This is a genomic window from Faecalimonas canis, assembly GCF_054601575.1.
This window is the reverse complement of sequence record NZ_BAAHSI010000008.1, coordinates 80,310-97,561: the sequence shown is the minus strand read 5'-3', so window position 1 is coordinate 97,561 and position 17,252 is coordinate 80,310. Positions and strand designations below refer to the sequence as shown.

Here is a 17,252-nt window from a genome sequence, read left to right as displayed (position 1 = left end):
ATGAAAAGAAATAAAAGGGGAGCAAATTTATGTCAGAAAATAAAAAAATGAAAGAAGAACAACGGCGGGCAAAGCAAAAAAAGAGAAAAAGACGTAAGATAAAGAGAGTTGTCTTTTTGGTTGCGGAAATTATTATTTTTTTAATGTTATGCGGAGCAGCGTATGTTATGGCTAAATATGATAAGTTTCAGACGATAACATTTAGCGAAGGAGATATTCAATCGAACGAGGGGGTAAAGCAGGAAGGGTATATGACAGTGGCGTTATTTGGTGGAGATTCAAGATATGGACACCTAGAGAAAGGCGCACATGCGGATACAATTATTCTAGCATCTATTCATCATGATACAAAAGAAGTGCGTTTAGCATCTGTTTATAGAGATACATTGACAGAGCAGATGAGTGGAAAAATGCAGAAGGCAAATTATGCATATTTTGCAGGGGGACCGAAAGATGCCATCAATATGTTGAATAAAAATTTTGACTTAGATATTCAGAATTATGTAACAGTTGATTTTAAAGCGTTGGCAGATGTTGTTGATTTGCTCGGCGGAATAGAAGTAGAAGTGACGGAGCAGGAAGCGAAAGAAGTTAATAATTATATTGATGAAACAGGAACAGTTACCGGAAAAGAGGTAACTCATTTGACACATGGCGGAACGCTGAAATTAGATGGAGTGCAGGCTGTTACTTATGCGAGAATCCGTAAAAATGTAGGCGGCGATTATAAAAGAGCGGAGCGTCAGCAGATAGTTATTTCAAAAGTAGTGGAAAAAGCGAAAACGATGGATATAAAAACAATTAATAAAGTGATTAATAAAGTATTTCCACAGATTTCCACAAGCTTTTCGCTGGCCGATATGATCGGATTGGCATCCGGTGCGTTGGATTATAAATTGACGGAAACAACGGGATTTCCAATGGAATCCATGAATGGAAGAGTGGATAAGGTGGGAAGCGTTATTGTTCCGGTAGGTTTGGTTGAAAATGTACGGGAATTGCACAAGTTTTTATATCCAAATGAAGAAGAAAAGGAAGTTTCGGAAACAGTTAAATCTATTGCGGAAAAGATTGAAACACTTACAGGTATTACAAGAGAAAAACTAAATGATCCGAATGCGGATATTTCCAAAAGTAGCCACGGTGTGTCTGAGGAAGAAAAAAAGTAGACATTTTTATGAAAAAAGTGTATTATAGAGGATATGATATTTGTTAAAGTATGCGCTTTGACAATACTATGCAATAAAAAGGATAAGTGAATTAATGGAGGAAAAGTACATGAAGATAATGAAGAAAATAGCGGCGTTTATGCTGGCATTATGTCTGACAATTCCGATGTATTCAGTGATGAGTTATGCGGCATCAGGGAGAGTTTCATTTACTGATTTACAGACAAAGACAGGAGAAACCGTAGAAGTAGCCTGTGCGTTAAGAGCAGGAAGCGGTTCTCTGGAAAGTTTTAATATTACGTTAAAATACGACCCGTCATCGTTGGCTTTTCAAGAAGGAAATGGTGTGACGAAAGAATCTGACGGTGTATTGAAATTTTCCGGAAAAGGTGACGGAACGAACAAGATTCGTTTTACAATGAAATTTCAGGCGCTAAAAGTCGGAACAACTAAAATTGAAGTAACAGATTCTACAGGAACAGTGACAGGCGGAGAAGCAGTTGAATGTGTAAATGGAACTTCAACTATTCAGATTGCAGAAGGAACAAATCCTCCGGCAGCGACACCTGAACAGCCTCAGGGAGAAAATAGTGGAGATGCTAATCAGAGTGGAATTACAATTAGCGGTAAATCTTATCAATTTTCAGAAGAATTTGCTTCAACAAGTATTCCGGTAGGATTCGTAGAAACAAAGTTGTCTTATGATGGTGGAGAACGCAAGTTTGTACGTCAGGAAAATGGAAACATTACATTAGGATATTTAGTTGATGCAGAAGGAAAAGGAGATTTCTTCTTATATAATGAAGAAGATGCAACATTTTCTCCTTATGTACAGGTAACTGTATCTCCATCTACGTCAATTGTTTTGTTGGAAAAAAGTAAAGGGATAAAAGTACCTTCAGGTTACCAGCAAGTAAAATTAACTGTAAATGAACATGAATTTCCGGCTTGGCAGGATAAAAAGAATGAAGGATTTTATCTTGTTTATGCTATGGACAGCAATGGAACAAAAGAATTTTATCAGTATGATACAACACAGGAATCTTATCAGAGATATGTTACAAACAAAGTAAATGAAACAGATAAGACAACAGGAAAAGTAAGTAAGTTAAATAATTTTATTACAGAAAATCTTTCCAAAGTAATTTTATGTACAGGTTTAGGAATACTTTTACTTATTATCATTATTATCGTGCTTGCAATTAAACTTCGTCATCGCAATTTGGAACTTGATGATTTATATGAAGAATATGATATTGATGTAGAAGATTTTGATGATGAAGAAGATGATGATAAACTAGTTTCTTTTGCAGAAGAGAAAGAAGTTGAAGAGAAAGTTCCGGCAACAGAGCAGGAAGAAGATTTCTTTGAGGAAGAATTTGTCAATGGATTTGAAAATGAAGAAGATGATTTCATGGAAGATTTTGATTCGGAAGATTTAGACGAAGAAGATTTCGATGATGATGATTTTGAAGATTTCGATTTTGATGATGACGATGATGATTTTGATATGGATTTTATTGATTTAGATTAATAAAAGAGGTGGAATGCCAATGGGCATTTCACCTTTTTAAGTTTTAATAAAAATGAGTTCAAAAAGTTTTTAATGAATAAACACAATTTAAACACAATTTCTATTTACAATAATGCTTATAAAGAAGAAACGAAAGGAGTCTGACAGGTATGGATAATGAATATAAATTAGGACAGGGAAATGAAGAAAATAAGGAAAATCAGGAAATGCCAAATGGCGAAGTGAATTTTGTTTTGCAGGAAATGCCAAAGGAGAAAGAACAGGAAGTTGTACAGACAACTGAGCCGATGCAGGAAGTTTCTAGCGAGAATGTGCAGACAGAAGAGAAAACGGAAAGTGAACATTTGAAAGAAGAGTCGCATATCGGAGAAACATATCAGATGGGAGGAAATATTCCACCGAGAAATAATGTGCCTCCTGTACAGCCAAAGCCGAAGAAAAAAAAGGGAGGTAAAGGCTGGATGAAAGTGGTTGCATGTGTAGGGCTTGCTGTCTTATTTGGTATTGTGGCAAGCGGGACATATCAGGCAAGTAATTATATTGCAGACAGATTATTCGGAAGATACCAAACAACTTCAAAAGAAACGACACAGGTAAACACAACGAAGGTAAATGGTTCGACAAAGACGGTTACCTCAGATGTTACGGAAATCGTAAAAGAAGCAATGCCTTCGGTTGTATCTATCACAAATATGAGTGTGCAGGAAGTACAAAGTTTCTTTGGCGGTACGCAGTTGCAGGAAAGCCAGAGCAGTGGTTCGGGGATTATCATTGGAAAAAATAATACAGAATTATTGATTGTAACCAATAACCATGTTGTTGAAAATAGTACAAGCCTTACAGTTTCTTTTATTGATAATGAAAGTGTAGAAGGTGTCGTAAAAGGAACGGATGCAAGTCGAGATGTTGCAGTTGTTGCAGTTCCGCTGAATAGAATTAAAAGTAATACATTGGAAAAAATCTCTATTGCAGCAATAGGGGACTCATCTAAATTGAATGTAGGTGAGCCTGCGATTGCCATTGGAAATGCATTGGGATATGGACAATCCGTTACAACAGGAATTGTCAGCGCTACAGAGAGAGAACTGGAAGGATTTAAAGGGAAATTAATCCAGACGGATGCGGCAATTAACCCGGGGAACAGTGGTGGAGCATTATTGAATGCTAACGGCGAAGTAATCGGAATTAATACCGTAAAAATCAATGCAGAGGCGGTAGAAGGAATAGGATATGCCATCCCACTTTCAGATATTAAAGATTTATTGGAAAATTTAATGAATAAAGAAACAAGAACAAAAGTATCAGAGGCGCAGAGAGGATATTTAGGAATTACAGGGTTAGATGTAACAGAAGAAAGCGCTAAGATGTATAATATGAAAAAAGGTGTATTTGTTTCAGAAGTTGTTAAAGGAGGAGGAGCAGACAAGGCTGGAATTATTAAAGGAAGCATCATCACAGGATTTGAAGGTGTAGGAATTGATACCATGCAGGATTTACAGGAACAACTTCAATATTATAAAGTAGGCGAGAGAGTAAAAGTAACATTGCAGGTACCTGCCGATAAAGGTACTTATGAAGAGGAAACAGTTGAAATTACATTAGGTAGAAGACAATAGCAAGGGTAAAAGAGCGGATTGTAGAAAAATACAGTCTGCTCTTTTTATGTTTTTCTTGACACGAAAAATGTAAAGTGATAACATTTTCATATACCCCATAGGGTATACGAAAGGGTGTGAAAAAATGAAAACAGAAAAATATACAATAAGCGGAATGAGTTGTGCTGCCTGCAGCAGTGCGGTAGAACGAGTGACGAGGAAGTTAGATGGTGTAAAGGAAAGTAATGTCAATCTGACTACTGGAAAAATGACAATTACCTACGATGATACGCTGCTTACACAGGAAGCAATTATTGCGAAGGTAGAAAAAGCAGGATTTGGAGCGGAACCGGATGTGGAAAAGAGCAAAGAGGAGAAACAGCATGAGAAAGATGAATTACAGGAAAATATTAAAAAGACGAAACGTCATTTGATTACAAATGTGATTTTGGCAATTCCGTTACTTTATATTTCCATGGGGCATATGCTTCCAATAACATTACCGCTTCCAAAAGGGATTGATATGTCGGCGCATCCGCTAAATTTTGCGTTGGCACAATGTATTTTGACAATTATCATTCTTTATAATGGAAGAAAATTTTATCTTGTCGGATTTAAAAGTTTATTTAAGGGAAATCCTAATATGGATTCGCTCGTTGCAATAGGAACAGGAAGTGCTTTTTTATACAGTCTTGTCATGACAATCCGCATTCCACAAGATGTTTCCAGTGTGCATAATCTGTATTATGAATCAGCAGCCATTGTTGTTACGCTTGTTATGGTAGGGAAATATATGGAAGGCAGAAGTAAGGGAAAGACATCCGAGGCGATTCGTAAACTTATGGAATTAGCGCCGGATAAGGCGATTGTTTTGAGAGATGGAGAGCAGATAGAAGTTCCTGTGGAAGAAATTAAAACAGGAGAAATTATTTTAGTAAAACCGGGGAGTAAAATTGCACTTGATGGTGTGATTGTGGATGGAAACACGACGGTTGATGAGTCTATGCTGACAGGGGAAAGTATTCCTGTGGAAAAAGAAAAAGGAATGACGGTTATCGGTGGAAGCATAAATTATCAGGGAGCAATTCAGGTAGAAGTAACCCGTATTGGTGAGGAAACGACACTTGCAAAAATTGTCAGATTAATGGAGGAGGCACAGGGAAAAAAAGCGCCTATCTCTAAATTGGCAGATGTTGTAGCGGGATATTTTGTTCCAACCGTAATGGCGATAGCGGTGATTTCATCAGTGATTTGGGCAGTTTTAGGGCATGATTTGGCATTTGTACTTACGATTTTTGTTTCTGTACTTGTTATTGCCTGCCCGTGTGCATTAGGACTTGCCACACCGACAGCAATTATGGTCGGAACAGGTCTTGGAGCAAATCATGGTATTTTGATTAAGAGCGGTGAAGCGTTGGAAACAACTCATAAAGTAGATACGGTTGTTTTGGACAAAACGGGAACGATTACAGAAGGCAAACCAAAAGTTATGGGAATTTTCGGTAATGAAGCAGATGAAAAACTTTTGAGGATTGCAGCTTCATGTGAACAACATTCAGAGCATCCTCTTGGACAGGCGATTGTAGAAGAAGCGAAAGAGAGAAGATTAAAACTGGATAATCCGGAAAAATTCCGTAGTATTACAGGAAAGGGTATAGAAGCGGTTTTAGGTGGAATAGAATATCATATCGGTAATAAGAAACTTTGTGAAGAATTAGAAATTAATCTTGGAGAAAATGAAACAGAAGCACAGGCAATAGCAAGGAAAGGGCAGACACCAATGTTTGTTATTGCTGACAGAAAGATACTCGGAATTATCAGTGTGGCAGACCCAATTAAAGAAACGAGCAAAGAGACAATTAAGGAGTTAAAGAATTTAGGAATTACAGTTTATATGCTTACCGGAGATAACCGACTGACTGCCGATTATATTGGACACAAAGTCGGAGTGGATAAAGTTGTATCGGAGGTTCTCCCTCAAGATAAAGTAAGTGTCGTAGAAGAGTTGCAAAAAGAAGGAAAACGTGTCATGATGGTAGGAGATGGAATTAACGATGCTCCTGCTCTTGTGCAGGCTGACGTAGGTATGGCAATCGGAAGCGGAAGCGATATTGCACTGGACTCCAGTGATATTGTTTTAATGAAGTCGGACTTGCAGGATGTTTATAAGGCTATATGTTTAAGTAAGGCGACTATCCGTAATATTAAACAGAATTTATTTTGGGCATTTTTCTATAATGCCTGTGGGCTTCCACTTGCGGCCGGTGCACTGTATCTTATAAATGGTACATTATTAAATCCTATTTTTGCAGGACTTGCCATGTCGCTTAGTTCCGTATCTGTTGTAGGAAATGCGTTAAGACTTCGCAGATTAAAATTATAGCACTTTACAGAAGGAGAAAATACAATGGAAGATAAGTGTTGTGAGAGAACAAAACATAGGGAAACAAAAGAATACAAAGATTTAGTCAACAGACTAAACAGAATTGAAGGACAGGTACGGGGAATTCGTAAAATGGTGGATGAAGAACGATATTGTGTGGATATTTTAACGCAAGTTTCAGCCATACAATCGGCATTGAACAGTTTTAACAAAAAACTTTTGGCGTCCCATATACATTCCTGTGTGGTAGAAGATATTCAGGACGGAAGAGTGGAAGCGGTTGATGAGTTATGTGAAATTATTCAAAAACTAATGAAATAATAGGAGGAAAAAGAAATGACAGTAATTAAAGTAGAAGGAATGCATTGTGAAAAATGTGTGGAAAGAATTGAAAAGGCAATGAACGAAGCGGGACTGGATTATAAAGTAAGTCTGGCAGATAAAAATGTCAGAATAGACGGCTGTGAGCATTGTGTAAAAACAGCGATGGAAATTTTAGATGATTTAGGATTTGACGGAGAAATTGAGGCGTAATTAAATGAATGCTAAAAAATGGATTGTGGCAGGGATTTGTATAATCTGTATGTTTTGCATAGGAAAAGCAGGGGCAGTTCGGGCAACCGAGGCTGTCCCTGAAGTGTATGAAGATATTTTGAAGAATGAGAATTACATAGAAGTTTCTTTAGGAAAATGCTATTTGGGGAAGAAGATTTTCTACGACATTCCGAATAAAAAAACATTAATTGAGCCTTTCGAGGAGCAAAAGCAGATTATTTTGCGTGAAGATGAAAATGTGGAAGTTTATTATGGTAAATATAGGGGAAGTGAAAAATATGATAATTTCAGACTTGTGTCTTCCATGTTGGATATAGAATTTTTCTTTGAACCTTTTTTGGCGTTACAACTTACAAAGGAACGGATTGAAGAGGAAAATTATTTTGTTCATATAGAGGAAGAGCAGGAGGTAGAATATTTTTCGGAACTACTTATTTTTGCAGAAGTGTTAAACGGTGATGAGGCGGATATGGATTCTGTGGATATTTTATTTGACGAAAAATATCGGCCGGTGCAGATTCAATTTCATTTTCAGTCGACTATTCTGTCGATGGAACAGTTGGAATATTTGGAACAGGAAATGACACAGCAATACAGGTATGTTTCGGAAACTGAAATTGAGGTTAAAATGAGGGAAACTGAGGAGAAGATGAGTTATCTTGTTCCGGAAAAAGAGATTACGATTGAAGATTATGTAACAGAACTTCCAAACATTTTACGGGCGAGAAGCAGGTATCTTATCCAAAGCCTTCTCTATCAGGGGGAAGAATTAACAAAAGAATACGGTTGGGATAAAAGTGCGGTTCTGGCTTATATGGAAGCGGTTAATACGAAATTTAATCTGTTTGGGGCGAATGGCTATGAGGCACAAAATGTTATGGAGGACGAGTATTTGCAGGAAATAGAGAGGATTTATGAATCTGCCCGTCAAATAGGTTCGGATGTATATACGTATATGTTTGAAGAAAGTAAGATTTCGCCCAAGAAAAAAGCGTTGCTTGTTATCGAACAAATGGGGGGATATATGGATAATAACGGAATGCTTCAGTTTGGAGAGGGGGATAGATTTGCACCGGAAATGGCGCCTCATTCTGCATTTTTAGAAGATTATGCGGAGTGTGTCAGAAAAGCCTGTAAGAAAAAGAATTTAGATAGTGAAGTGATTCACCAGTTCAGAATGTATATTGACAAACAAAATATTGAATATGTTCGGGGATATTACGAAGGTAAAACAGATTATGAAAGGTTAAAAGCCTATGCAAAAAATTTTAATATGAAATTATATTATGGTGAACCGTCAAGACATCACAATAAAACAGAAAAAGAAGAGAAATTTAAGGAGCAGAGATATGATAAAATATTAACTCCAAATAAATTATCGGAATTTATTATTGATACAGAAACAGGCAGTTTTGTGACGGAGTGGGATGTTTTGAAAAAAACAAAAAGTAATCAGGTGCAAAGTAAACCGGCAACATACAAAAATATAGAGAAATCCGAGAAAAAGAAAGTGGTAAATAGTGAATCTTTTAATTACGCACCTGCAGATTATAATGATGCACACTATCGGTTGGATGTTCTTCCGGCAACCCCTGCGGACAGCAGAAAAAAGACATACTTGGATAATAATTTCAAACGAAGTTTAAAGAAAATCTGGAAAAGTCCGGAACGGGTACAGTATAAAGAAAAATATAAATCCCCGAAAGATTATTTGAAATAAAGGAGAAAATATGAAAAAAATAGTAATGTTAGGCGTGGCGGTCTGTATATCTTTTTTTACGATTGCCTGCCAAAAAGAAGGTGTTTCCTCTGAAAAAGTAAACGATATTCTCAAACAGGAATCTTATATGAAAGTTGAATTGGGGGAAAATTATCACCAGTCTTCAGTTTTGTTTGCATTTCAGGATGAAAAAGCAGTTGTACCGAGAAATGTGGAATGGGGCTTACCAAAATATCGGGAAAAAAATACGATTGGTGTAAGTTTTGGGGAAGAGGGGACGGAAATCTATGAGGCGGATGGAGAAATGTATCCTGAATTATACGCAGAATCGTATCTGTCCTCTGTTACCCGATTAAATTTAAGTACAAAAGAAGTAAAGGACAGTAATTATCATATAAAGGTTGCAGATAAAACACAATTGAAATGGTTTGAACAGGAATTATATGCAATATCCACTATGGTAATAGAAGACTCATATGACTTATCCGGTGTCAGTATTGAATTTGATGAGAAATACCGTCCTGTCAAAAAAATATTTCGGTTAAAGAAGAAAGAGAATACTATGTTGGGAAATAATGAGAATGAGAGTATCAATTGTATTCAGAAGTTTTCTTATGATGTAGGGAAAATGAAATTCAACCGTCAATTCAGACAGGTGGAAAAAATGATTGAAAAAGAATAAAAAAAGTAAAATTTATGCTTGCATTTTTCTGTTAGAAATGATATTATAAATCCTGCTTGAAACAAACAGTTATATAGCGGGGTGTGGCTCAGCTTGGCTAGAGCGCCTGGTTTGGGACCAGGAGGTCGCAGGTTCGAATCCTGTCACCCCGATTTTGCGGGTGTAGTTCAATGGTAGAACACTAGCCTTCCAAGCTAGATACGTGGGTTCGATTCCCATCACCCGCTTTTATTTTTAGAGGAATGTTATCTGAATGCAGATAACATTCCTTTTTGCATTGTATCATCTTCTGCAATTGCAATTTGTGGTTCTGTCGAATTCAGGGTTAAAAGCGTAGAAGTTTTTGCTGTCCAAATTATCTTGAACAATTCTTAAACTTTCACCGAAACGCTGATAATGAACGATTTCTCTTTCGCGTAGGAAGCGAATTGGGTCACACACTTCAGGGTCTTTAACAAGACGCAAAATATTATCGTATGTTGTTCTCGCTTTTTGCTCTGCTGCCATATCTTCGTGTAAATCTGTAATAGGATCTCCTTTTGATTGGAAATAGGTTGCAGTCCAAGGTGTTCCGGCTGCTGCTTGTGGCCACAATGCAAGTGTGTGGTCGACATAATATTTGTCAAAACCATATTTTTCTATTTCTTCTACGGAAAGATTTTTTGTCAGTTGATATACGATAGCACAAATTATCTCCATATGAGCTAATTCTTCCGTGCCGATATCGGTCAAAATTCCTGTCACTTGTTTGTAAGGCATCGTATATCTTTGAGAAAGGTATCGCATGGAGGCAGCGAGTTCGCCGTCAGGACCACCAAATTGACTGATTATAATCTGTGCAATTTTTGGATTTGTCTGTGTAATTTTAACGGGATATTGTAATCTTTTTTCATAATTCCACATAAACTAGCATCCTCCTTCCTGCCATGGATATGGCTCTTCAATCCATTTCCAGTAGTCGTTGCAAGTAGTGATTGAATCTAGAGTGAGAGGTCCGTACAGACGCGAAAAATCTTCTAATGCTTGTGTGCGGATTGCGTTATATTCCTGAAAATAAGCGAGAGCTTCTTTGTTTTCGGGATGTGTATCCAAAAATAATTTCACATCATCTACAGCAAAACTGGCAACATTAATTAAATGTAGCAAATCTTTTCGAGAAGGCATATTGTTGTTCATCGACAGCCACCTCCTCCATGTTCAAATGGTTTCCGTAAATCATGAAAAATAGTTCCGCAATGAAAACCTTTATCGGTGTCGAGTATATTTTCCCATCTCTGCCATGGTACATATGCCATTGCTAAAGGCATGGAAGAAATAGGATCGGGTCTTCGACAGTGTATATTTTCGTGATTATAAAATGTCATATTATTGCGAAAATTTTGCATATTCAATCTCCTCCTTTAAAATGTTTACAATATTAGATTATGTTGCAGAAAGGAAAAAGTGTTTGTTTTTACCGGGCAATATAGTATAATGAATAGTTAAGAAAAGGAGTATAAATATGGTGAGGAAAAGATTAAATAGAAACAGGGAAAAGAGAACGGTACAATATTTTGACTATACTTTAATGACGGTGCTTATTTTTCTTATTGGCTTTGGTTTGCTTATGCTTTATAGTACCAGTTCTTATAGTGCATCTGTAAAATTTCATGACGGAATGTTTTATTTGAAAAATCAATTAAAGGCATATGCGGTAAGTTTTATTATAATGTGGTGTGCTTATAAAATGGATTATCACATATATGCAAAATTGTCGAAAATGGCATTTTGGGTGGCTATGTTAAGTATGGCACTTGTTTTTGTACCCGGAATCGGCATAGAAGCGTATGGGGCAAGGCGTTGGATTAAAATTCCGATTTTTGGACAAATGCAGCCATCAGAGTTTATGAAAATTGCAACTGTTGTTTTTATTCCAGCATTGATATGTAAACTTGGAGAAAAACTCAGAAAGAAGGAAGGGGTTCTCTGCGTTTTAATTTGGGGAGGAATTGGAACTGCAGGTGTATTGTTTTTGACGGATAACCTAAGTACTGCCGTTATTGTAATGGGAATGGTTTGTGTCATGCTTTTTGTGGCGCATCGTAACACGAAATGGTTTCTTGCTATTGGCGGGGGATTAATGGCAGTGTTTTTTATCGGTTCGGAATTTTTAGGGAAAATTATGGAAGGAAGTCAAAACTTCCGAATAAGAAGAATTTTAGCATGGGTCAATCCTGAAATGTATATGAGTGAAGGAAGTTATCAGAGTATGCAGGCGTTGTATGCCATTGGTTCAGGGGGGATTTTTGGAAAAGGTTTGGGTAATAGTACACAGAAATTAATTATACCGGAAGCACAGAATGATATGATTTTGGCGATTATATGTGAAGAATTAGGGGTATTCGGTTTATTGATTATTTTGACACTGTTTGCAATTTTATTATATCGTATTGCATTTATTGCGCAGAATGCACCGGATTTATATGGATCACTGATAGCAACAGGGGTGTTTGCACAGATTGCAATTCAGGTTATCCTTAATATCGGTGTAGTAACAAATCTTTTACCAACAACAGGAGTCACATTGCCGTTTATCAGTTATGGAGGTACGGCAACATTATTTCTTATGATAGAAATAGGACTTGTTTTAAACGTATCAAGTCAGATAAAAGTAGAAGTCTAGTCAGTATAAGGTTGAATAGTTATAATAATAAAAGGAAAAATATAAAAAGTCTTTTCTTATCAGGGAAAATGTGGTAAACTAAACAAGTGGTATTCAAAACTACATATAATAGAAATGAATGTGATAAGTATAAAGATAGAGGAAGGTTCCAGATATGAGTTATAAAGTTGTAGTAGACAGTTGTGGTGAATTGACAGAGGGGATGAAACAATCAGGAAAAGTGGAGAGTATTCCGCTCAGTATTCAGATTGAAAATGAAAATATTATAGATGACGATACATTTAATCAGAAAGAATTTTTGGATAAAGTTGCAGAAAGTCAGGAATGTCCTAAATCGTCCTGTCCGTCACCGGAACGTTATATGGAAAGTTATAAGTGTCATGCAGACAGAATTTATGTTGTAACTTTGTCGGCAGAACTTAGCGGTTCTTATAATAGCGCTGTGCTTGGAAAGAGTATTTATGAGGAAGAATATGGAGAGAAGAAAATTCATATTTTCAATTCACGTTCGGCTTCTGTAGGTGAAACGCTTATTGCACAGAAGATTATGGAATGTGAAGAAAAAGGGCTTAGTTTTGAGGAAGTAATTGAAACAGTTGACTCTTATATTGAGGAGCAAAACACATATTTTGTGCTGGAAACATTAGAAACATTGAAAAAAAACGGAAGATTAACAGGAGTAAAAGCGCTAGTGGCATCAGCATTAAATATTAAGCCGGTTATGGCAGCTACTCCTCAGGGAACGATTTGTCAGTTGGGAAAATCAAGAGGAATAAATAAAGCGTTGGCTAAAATGGTTGATTTTGTCATGGAACAGGTCGGAAATGCAGAAGAGAAGACTTTGGCGATTTCTCACTGTAACTGTTATGAGAGAGCAGTATCTGTTAAGAAAATGCTGGAAGATAGAGGAAAATTTAAAGAGGTCATTATATTAGATACAAGAGGAATAAGTACAATGTATGCAAGTGACGGAGGAATTATCGTAGTTGTATAGTAATAAAAAGAGCCTTAGCCCTTATAAATCAAGGGTTTTGGCTCTTTTCTTATGCTTTTTGATACTAGAATGATACTATTATTTATACCTTTTTGATTTTGTTTACTATCTCGGTTTGAGTGGACGGGAACAGATGCGAGTACGTCTTGAGGGTGATTGTTGGCGATTCATGCCCCAGCCTTTCCGCTACTAAGAGCGGATTTGCCCCAAGATTGATAAGCATAGAGGCGTGGGAGTGCCTCAAGTCATGTATTCTTATCTGTTTCACTCCGGCTTTATCTGCACACTCTTGTAATATGCTACGGACATACTGTGGGCGTCTGTTGAATATACGCTCGTTCGGATCCGGTTCATACAGGTGTGAAATGTATTCTTTCAATTCTTCTGCTAGAAATTCAGGTATTGCTATCGTTCTTTCACTTCCGGCAGTCTTTGGCGGGTTTATCAGGTCTTTTCCGGTAATGCGGTAGTAGGTTTTTGTAACGGATATAGTACAGCCCATAAAATCAATATCATTCAACGTAAGGGCTAGAGCCTCACCGACCCTCATACCTGTATAATAGAGTACCTCAAAGATTGTGAAAGCCTCTATATTGTCCTTACACGCCTCTGAGAACTGCTTATACTCCTCAGGCGTCCAAAAGTCTATCTTTCGGCTTTTAAGCGAGCCTATGGACTTTGTACAGGGATTCTTTTGAAGTCCCACATATTCCACAGCATAGGCAAAGATAGCCTTTAAATATACGTTGATTGAATGGGTATAAGTTTCGCTTAGCCCCTTTTTTAATATCTCGGTCTGCCATGCTGAAATATCAGCCGGAGAAATATCTGACACAATCCTGACTTTGAAATAGGGCAGTACATGGCTATCAATTATATTGAAACGGATAGCCGCTGAACTTTCCCTTATTCTTGGCGTGATGTACGCCTTATACTTCTCATAGAGCGATTCAAAGGTTATATCAGGATTTTGGGCGAACTGCTCAAGAAACTTCCGTTCCCAGTCTTTCGCCTCCCGTTGAAGTTTGAACCCTCTTTTCAATTTCTGTTTCTTTTCCCCCTGCCAGTTTACATAGTAGAATTTGCAGTACCATGTACCTGTTTTATCGTCTTTGTATGTAGGCATTGTTTTTATCTCCTTTCATTTCTCGCCCGCCAGCGTGTGAAATGGTTGAAGATAGGTGCCGCTATTTCGACGTCATAAATTGTGACGTCCTTATTATTGGGGTGTCCACCATTTTGGGCAGACCCTTTGACGATAATACCCTATTCAATTTCAGATGTTGCTATTAGTCACATCTGAAATCAATTCTACAACCTTATTCTTTGGTGTTTTTCCAGTTTTGTGGATTCTGAATCAAATCTTCTGTGTAATCATATACTTTCTTCTTCGCAAGGTTATTCATTTTATTAAGATTATCTTTAATAGCCACTTCAATAGCGCTATATGTGTGGATAATTCTATTTTCTTCCGTTGTTTCTAAAACTGAGCCGATAGCGTCATTTAAAGAAATGAGTTCGCTTATTTTTATATCTAAAGCATCTGCTATTTTTTGTAATGTTTCTATTTTGGGTTTTGCTCGTCCATTTTCATATCTGCGAATAGCAGAATCGGCCATACCGCACAAGTCACCTAATTGTTTTTGAGTTAGTCTTTTTTTTTGGCGTAAAGTCTTTATTTTTTCTCCTATAGTCATGTGTATACCTCCGAATATAAAAAGTATATCATATCAAAAAGAAAAATAAAAGAACAAAAATGTTCTAAAATACCTATTGACAGAACAAAAAAGTTCTGATATTATAATGGCCAGAACAAAAAAGTTCTGTATGAAAGGTTGGAGGTGACAAAACATGAAACTTGACAGACAAAAGTATGAACTTGCAAGAGCAAGGGCTTGCATGGGGCAAAAAGAATTAATTGCCGCAGGAATACCCAAAGGTACATTGTGCGGGATAATCAGCGGGAGAGTAGAGGCAAGACCTGAAACACTAGGTAGGATTGCAAAGGCTCTCGGTGTTGATGTAACTGAAATCATTGAAACAGAATAAAAAAGACGCCCGCCAGCGTGTGAAGTGATTGAAAGTGATATTTTGGTATTATTGGTATTTTTGGTATTTAGTTCGTAGCAGATAATTTAGTTTTGCTCAAAAATGAGCGAAAGGAGGAAAATTTAATGAGTAAATATGTGTATACTGCGAAAGATATTTCCGAAATCTGTGGAATATCAGAAAGTAAAAGTTATCAAGTGATTAGACAACTGAACGAAGAATTAAAAGAAAAAGGTTTCCTTACATTTGCGGGTAAAGTGAGTGCTGCATATTTCAATGAGCGAATGTATGGCATGAAGTCGGCAGGTGATTAAATGGCAAGCAAAAGAGAACTGCTGGATAGTATATCCCTTGATATGAAGTTGAATAAGGCTTTCTTTATGAAAGTTTACGGATATGAGTTGACCTATCCGGGATTTGCCGAAGATGTTCTTGTTCGGCTTGAATTTCTAGGATGTAGCAGGGCGAGGGAATACTATAACCATTTTGTTGGCGAATACGAAAAGGAGCATGACAGACAGATGAAAAACGTTGCAGAATGGCACTTGAAGAAGTGTAGGGAAGAATTTGAAGAGAAGAAAAGAAAGGCGGTGAATGAATCACGGAAACAACAAGAAGTGGGACAACGGAAGAAGGAGTTACTTCTGAAGAAAAGGCAATTATTGATGAAGAAATTGCAGAAATAGACAGACAAATTGAAGAACTTGAAAAAGTACCTACTGCATTTGATAAGGGAAAAACACGTCCAATAAAAAAACTTAGCACGGCTCTAGTAGATATGAGTGCAGTTAATGAGGAAGAGCCAGAGTGGCTAATTCGTGGATATATACCGAAATATCAAATTACCTCTATGGTGGGTGATGGCGGTTCAGGGAAAACAACAGCGTGGTGTTCAATTGTGGCTGAAATAAGTAGCGGGAAACGTCCGTTTTTATTAGGGCAGCCGAGCGGAATAGATTTAAGAGAATACGAACCTCAGAAGGTATTGTTTTTTTCCGCTGAGGATTCACACAAATATGTACTTAAAAGGCGTTTACGGTTAAGTGGGGCAAACCTCAGCAATGTTCTGTCAATGGATATTTCTGATGAACGATTCAAAGAAATTAAGTTTGACAACCCTTTTCTTGAGCAGATGATAGTCACTCATAAGCCAGCGTTAGTGGTATTTGACCCAATTCAAGCATTTATTCCGGAAAATATTAAAATGGGTGAAAGAAATGCTATGAGGTCATGCATGGAGCCACTTATCGGATACGGTGAAAAATACGGGTGTACGTTTTTAATTGTAGTACATACAAATAAGCAGTCTAATACATGGGGGAGAAAGAGAATGGCTGACAGTGCAGACTTATGGGATATATCAAGAAGTGTGCTTATGGTTGGTGAAACAGCAGAGCATGGGATTAGATATATATCACATGAAAAATCTAATAACGGGCCTCTGAAGTCAACCGTTTTATTTTCTATTAAAGATGAAGTAATAGAGTATAAGGGGATGTCAGACAAAAAAGACAAGGATTTTGTTCTTGCAAATGCTCAGACAGTAAAACAGGCACCAGCAAGAGAAGATGCAAAAGAATTTATACTTGATTTTTTGAAAGATGGTGAAAAGGAGGTTGCAGACCTTGACGAGATGGCGAGTGTTTCTGGAATTAGTAAGAATACTTTAGGGAGAGCCAAGACTGAACTTAGACAAGAAGGGAAAATAAAGACATGGTCTAGGGGATTTAAGCCGAAAATATGGTATATATCTCTTATACAATGTGAAGATGTGGGGGAGAACGGTAAAAAACATTGATTTTATAGGCTTTATTCGTATTGCCCCAAAGTGGAGGAGTACGATAGAACATAGTACCGTATTACCCCAAGTGCGGAATACGTAGAGGCCTTGAAAAATGGGCGTTTGTAC

The 17,252-nt window shown here is 37.2% G+C and carries 19 protein-coding genes and 2 tRNA genes; 16 read left to right on the top strand and 5 right to left on the bottom strand.

The features are described 5' to 3' along the window. Positions 1-29 precede the first annotated feature (29 nt). The 10 genes from ACYPXO_RS02785 to ACYPXO_RS02740 all read left to right on the top strand — a co-directional run bounded on the left by ACYPXO_RS02785 (position 30) and on the right by ACYPXO_RS02740 (position 9,865). Entirely contained in the window at positions 30-1,169 is a 1,140-nt protein-coding gene (locus tag ACYPXO_RS02785; RefSeq protein WP_459639165.1) for an LCP family protein, read from the top strand. Between the two features lie 109 nt (positions 1,170-1,278). Beyond that, positions 1,279-2,703: a cohesin domain-containing protein gene (locus ACYPXO_RS02780; protein ID WP_459639164.1), complete on the top strand. Its 1,425-nt coding sequence runs from the start codon at positions 1,279-1,281 to the stop codon at positions 2,701-2,703. A gap of 149 nt (positions 2,704-2,852) precedes the next feature. Further along, positions 2,853-4,319 (top strand): S1C family serine protease, encoded by a 1,467-nt coding sequence (locus ACYPXO_RS02775; RefSeq protein WP_459639163.1) that lies wholly within the window; start codon positions 2,853-2,855, stop codon positions 4,317-4,319. Positions 4,320-4,443: 124 nt separating this feature from the next. After that, the gene (locus ACYPXO_RS02770) at positions 4,444-6,681 is read left to right on the top strand and encodes a heavy metal translocating P-type ATPase (protein WP_459639162.1); all 2,238 of its coding nucleotides are present in this window, start codon (positions 4,444-4,446) and stop codon (positions 6,679-6,681) included. A gap of 24 nt (positions 6,682-6,705) precedes the next feature. Next, positions 6,706-7,002, top strand: a complete 297-nt coding sequence (locus ACYPXO_RS02765) for a metal-sensing transcriptional repressor (protein ID WP_459639161.1) — start codon at positions 6,706-6,708, stop codon at positions 7,000-7,002. Positions 7,003-7,017: 15 nt separating this feature from the next. Next, positions 7,018-7,215 (top strand): heavy-metal-associated domain-containing protein, encoded by a 198-nt coding sequence (locus tag ACYPXO_RS02760; protein ID WP_459639160.1) that lies wholly within the window; start codon positions 7,018-7,020, stop codon positions 7,213-7,215. A gap of 4 nt (positions 7,216-7,219) precedes the next feature. Continuing rightward, entirely contained in the window at positions 7,220-8,956 is a 1,737-nt protein-coding gene (locus ACYPXO_RS02755) for a DUF3114 domain-containing protein (protein WP_459639159.1), read from the top strand. A gap of 10 nt (positions 8,957-8,966) precedes the next feature. Further along, a complete protein-coding gene (locus ACYPXO_RS02750) occupies positions 8,967-9,638 on the top strand; it encodes a hypothetical protein (protein WP_459639158.1) in 672 nt (223 codons plus the stop codon). Between the two features lie 77 nt (positions 9,639-9,715). Beyond that, positions 9,716-9,790: transfer RNA gene (locus ACYPXO_RS02745), tRNA-Pro, on the top strand. 4 nt (positions 9,791-9,794) lie between these two features. Next, a tRNA-Gly gene (locus ACYPXO_RS02740) sits at positions 9,795-9,865 on the top strand. Between the two features lie 55 nt (positions 9,866-9,920). Here ACYPXO_RS02740 and ACYPXO_RS02735 read toward each other — a convergent pair. Genes ACYPXO_RS02735 through ACYPXO_RS02725 form a run of 3 tightly spaced genes read right to left on the bottom strand, consistent with a single transcriptional unit; the run spans position 9,921 to position 11,023 of the window. Beyond that, on the bottom strand, positions 9,921-10,541 hold the full coding sequence (locus ACYPXO_RS02735) for a manganese catalase family protein (RefSeq protein WP_459639157.1): 621 nt from the start codon (positions 10,539-10,541) through the stop codon (positions 9,921-9,923). A gap of 3 nt (positions 10,542-10,544) precedes the next feature. Continuing rightward, positions 10,545-10,814 carry a spore coat protein CotJB gene (locus ACYPXO_RS02730; protein ID WP_459639156.1) on the bottom strand — a complete coding sequence of 90 codons (270 nt, stop codon included), beginning with the start codon at positions 10,812-10,814 and terminating at the stop codon, positions 10,545-10,547. Next, positions 10,811-11,023, bottom strand: coding sequence for a spore coat associated protein CotJA (locus tag ACYPXO_RS02725; RefSeq protein ID WP_459639155.1), 213 nt, complete (start codon positions 11,021-11,023; stop codon positions 10,811-10,813). The genes ACYPXO_RS02730 and ACYPXO_RS02725 overlap by 4 nt, the downstream gene beginning before the upstream one ends. Before the next feature lie 116 nt (positions 11,024-11,139). Here ACYPXO_RS02725 and ACYPXO_RS02720 point away from each other — a divergent pair, with 116 nt between their 5' ends. Then, positions 11,140-12,300, top strand: coding sequence for an FtsW/RodA/SpoVE family cell cycle protein (locus ACYPXO_RS02720; RefSeq protein ID WP_459639154.1), 1,161 nt, complete (start codon positions 11,140-11,142; stop codon positions 12,298-12,300). A 154-nt stretch (positions 12,301-12,454) separates the two neighbouring features. Further along, positions 12,455-13,294 (top strand): DegV family protein, encoded by an 840-nt coding sequence (locus ACYPXO_RS02715; protein ID WP_459639153.1) that lies wholly within the window; start codon positions 12,455-12,457, stop codon positions 13,292-13,294. An 82-nt stretch (positions 13,295-13,376) separates the two neighbouring features. Here ACYPXO_RS02715 and ACYPXO_RS02710 read toward each other — a convergent pair whose 3' ends face one another. Together ACYPXO_RS02710 and ACYPXO_RS02705 are read right to left on the bottom strand one after the other, a co-directional pair. Then, positions 13,377-14,420, bottom strand: coding sequence for a site-specific integrase (locus tag ACYPXO_RS02710; protein WP_459639152.1), 1,044 nt, complete (start codon positions 14,418-14,420; stop codon positions 13,377-13,379). A gap of 193 nt (positions 14,421-14,613) precedes the next feature. Continuing rightward, complete coding sequence (locus ACYPXO_RS02705; RefSeq protein ID WP_459639151.1) at positions 14,614-14,991, bottom strand: helix-turn-helix domain-containing protein; 378 nt, start codon at positions 14,989-14,991, stop codon at positions 14,614-14,616. 154 nt (positions 14,992-15,145) lie between these two features. On the opposite strand from ACYPXO_RS02705, the gene ACYPXO_RS02700 reads away from it, so the two are divergent. From ACYPXO_RS02700 to ACYPXO_RS02685, 4 genes are all read left to right on the top strand, one after another. Further along, positions 15,146-15,343: a helix-turn-helix domain-containing protein gene (locus ACYPXO_RS02700; RefSeq protein WP_459639150.1), complete on the top strand. Its 198-nt coding sequence runs from the start codon at positions 15,146-15,148 to the stop codon at positions 15,341-15,343. A 125-nt stretch (positions 15,344-15,468) separates the two neighbouring features. Next, positions 15,469-15,657: a hypothetical protein gene (locus ACYPXO_RS02695; protein WP_459639149.1), complete on the top strand. Its 189-nt coding sequence runs from the start codon at positions 15,469-15,471 to the stop codon at positions 15,655-15,657. Then, positions 15,658-16,029, top strand: coding sequence for a hypothetical protein (locus tag ACYPXO_RS02690; protein WP_459639148.1), 372 nt, complete (start codon positions 15,658-15,660; stop codon positions 16,027-16,029). It abuts the gene before it with no gap. Then, entirely contained in the window at positions 15,942-17,141 is a 1,200-nt protein-coding gene (locus tag ACYPXO_RS02685; protein WP_459639191.1) for an AAA family ATPase, read from the top strand. Before ACYPXO_RS02690 ends, ACYPXO_RS02685 begins: the two co-directional genes overlap by 88 nt. Positions 17,142-17,252: the final 111 nt, after the last annotated feature.

What these genes read in the sequence shown, in the direction of transcription:
- ACYPXO_RS02785 (WP_459639165.1), top strand. Translation starts at nt 30, where the DNA reads ATGTCAGAAAATAAAAAAATGAAAGAAGAACAACGGCGGGCAAAGCAA.
- ACYPXO_RS02780 (WP_459639164.1), top strand. Translation starts at nt 1,279, where the DNA reads ATGAAGATAATGAAGAAAATAGCGGCGTTTATGCTGGCATTATGTCTG.
- ACYPXO_RS02775 (WP_459639163.1), top strand. Translation starts at nt 2,853, where the DNA reads ATGGATAATGAATATAAATTAGGACAGGGAAATGAAGAAAATAAGGAA.
- ACYPXO_RS02770 (WP_459639162.1), top strand. Translation starts at nt 4,444, where the DNA reads ATGAAAACAGAAAAATATACAATAAGCGGAATGAGTTGTGCTGCCTGC.
- ACYPXO_RS02765 (WP_459639161.1), top strand. Translation starts at nt 6,706, where the DNA reads ATGGAAGATAAGTGTTGTGAGAGAACAAAACATAGGGAAACAAAAGAA.
- ACYPXO_RS02760 (WP_459639160.1), top strand. Translation starts at nt 7,018, where the DNA reads ATGACAGTAATTAAAGTAGAAGGAATGCATTGTGAAAAATGTGTGGAA.
- ACYPXO_RS02755 (WP_459639159.1), top strand. Translation starts at nt 7,220, where the DNA reads ATGAATGCTAAAAAATGGATTGTGGCAGGGATTTGTATAATCTGTATG.
- ACYPXO_RS02750 (WP_459639158.1), top strand. Translation starts at nt 8,967, where the DNA reads ATGAAAAAAATAGTAATGTTAGGCGTGGCGGTCTGTATATCTTTTTTT.
- ACYPXO_RS02735 (WP_459639157.1), bottom strand. Translation starts at nt 10,541, where the DNA reads ATGTGGAATTATGAAAAAAGATTACAATATCCCGTTAAAATTACACAG.
- ACYPXO_RS02730 (WP_459639156.1), bottom strand. Translation starts at nt 10,814, where the DNA reads ATGAACAACAATATGCCTTCTCGAAAAGATTTGCTACATTTAATTAAT.
- ACYPXO_RS02725 (WP_459639155.1), bottom strand. Translation starts at nt 11,023, where the DNA reads ATGCAAAATTTTCGCAATAATATGACATTTTATAATCACGAAAATATA.
- ACYPXO_RS02720 (WP_459639154.1), top strand. Translation starts at nt 11,140, where the DNA reads ATGGTGAGGAAAAGATTAAATAGAAACAGGGAAAAGAGAACGGTACAA.
- ACYPXO_RS02715 (WP_459639153.1), top strand. Translation starts at nt 12,455, where the DNA reads ATGAGTTATAAAGTTGTAGTAGACAGTTGTGGTGAATTGACAGAGGGG.
- ACYPXO_RS02710 (WP_459639152.1), bottom strand. Translation starts at nt 14,420, where the DNA reads ATGCCTACATACAAAGACGATAAAACAGGTACATGGTACTGCAAATTC.
- ACYPXO_RS02705 (WP_459639151.1), bottom strand. Translation starts at nt 14,991, where the DNA reads ATGACTATAGGAGAAAAAATAAAGACTTTACGCCAAAAAAAAAGACTA.
- ACYPXO_RS02700 (WP_459639150.1), top strand. Translation starts at nt 15,146, where the DNA reads ATGAAACTTGACAGACAAAAGTATGAACTTGCAAGAGCAAGGGCTTGC.
- ACYPXO_RS02695 (WP_459639149.1), top strand. Translation starts at nt 15,469, where the DNA reads ATGAGTAAATATGTGTATACTGCGAAAGATATTTCCGAAATCTGTGGA.
- ACYPXO_RS02690 (WP_459639148.1), top strand. Translation starts at nt 15,658, where the DNA reads ATGGCAAGCAAAAGAGAACTGCTGGATAGTATATCCCTTGATATGAAG.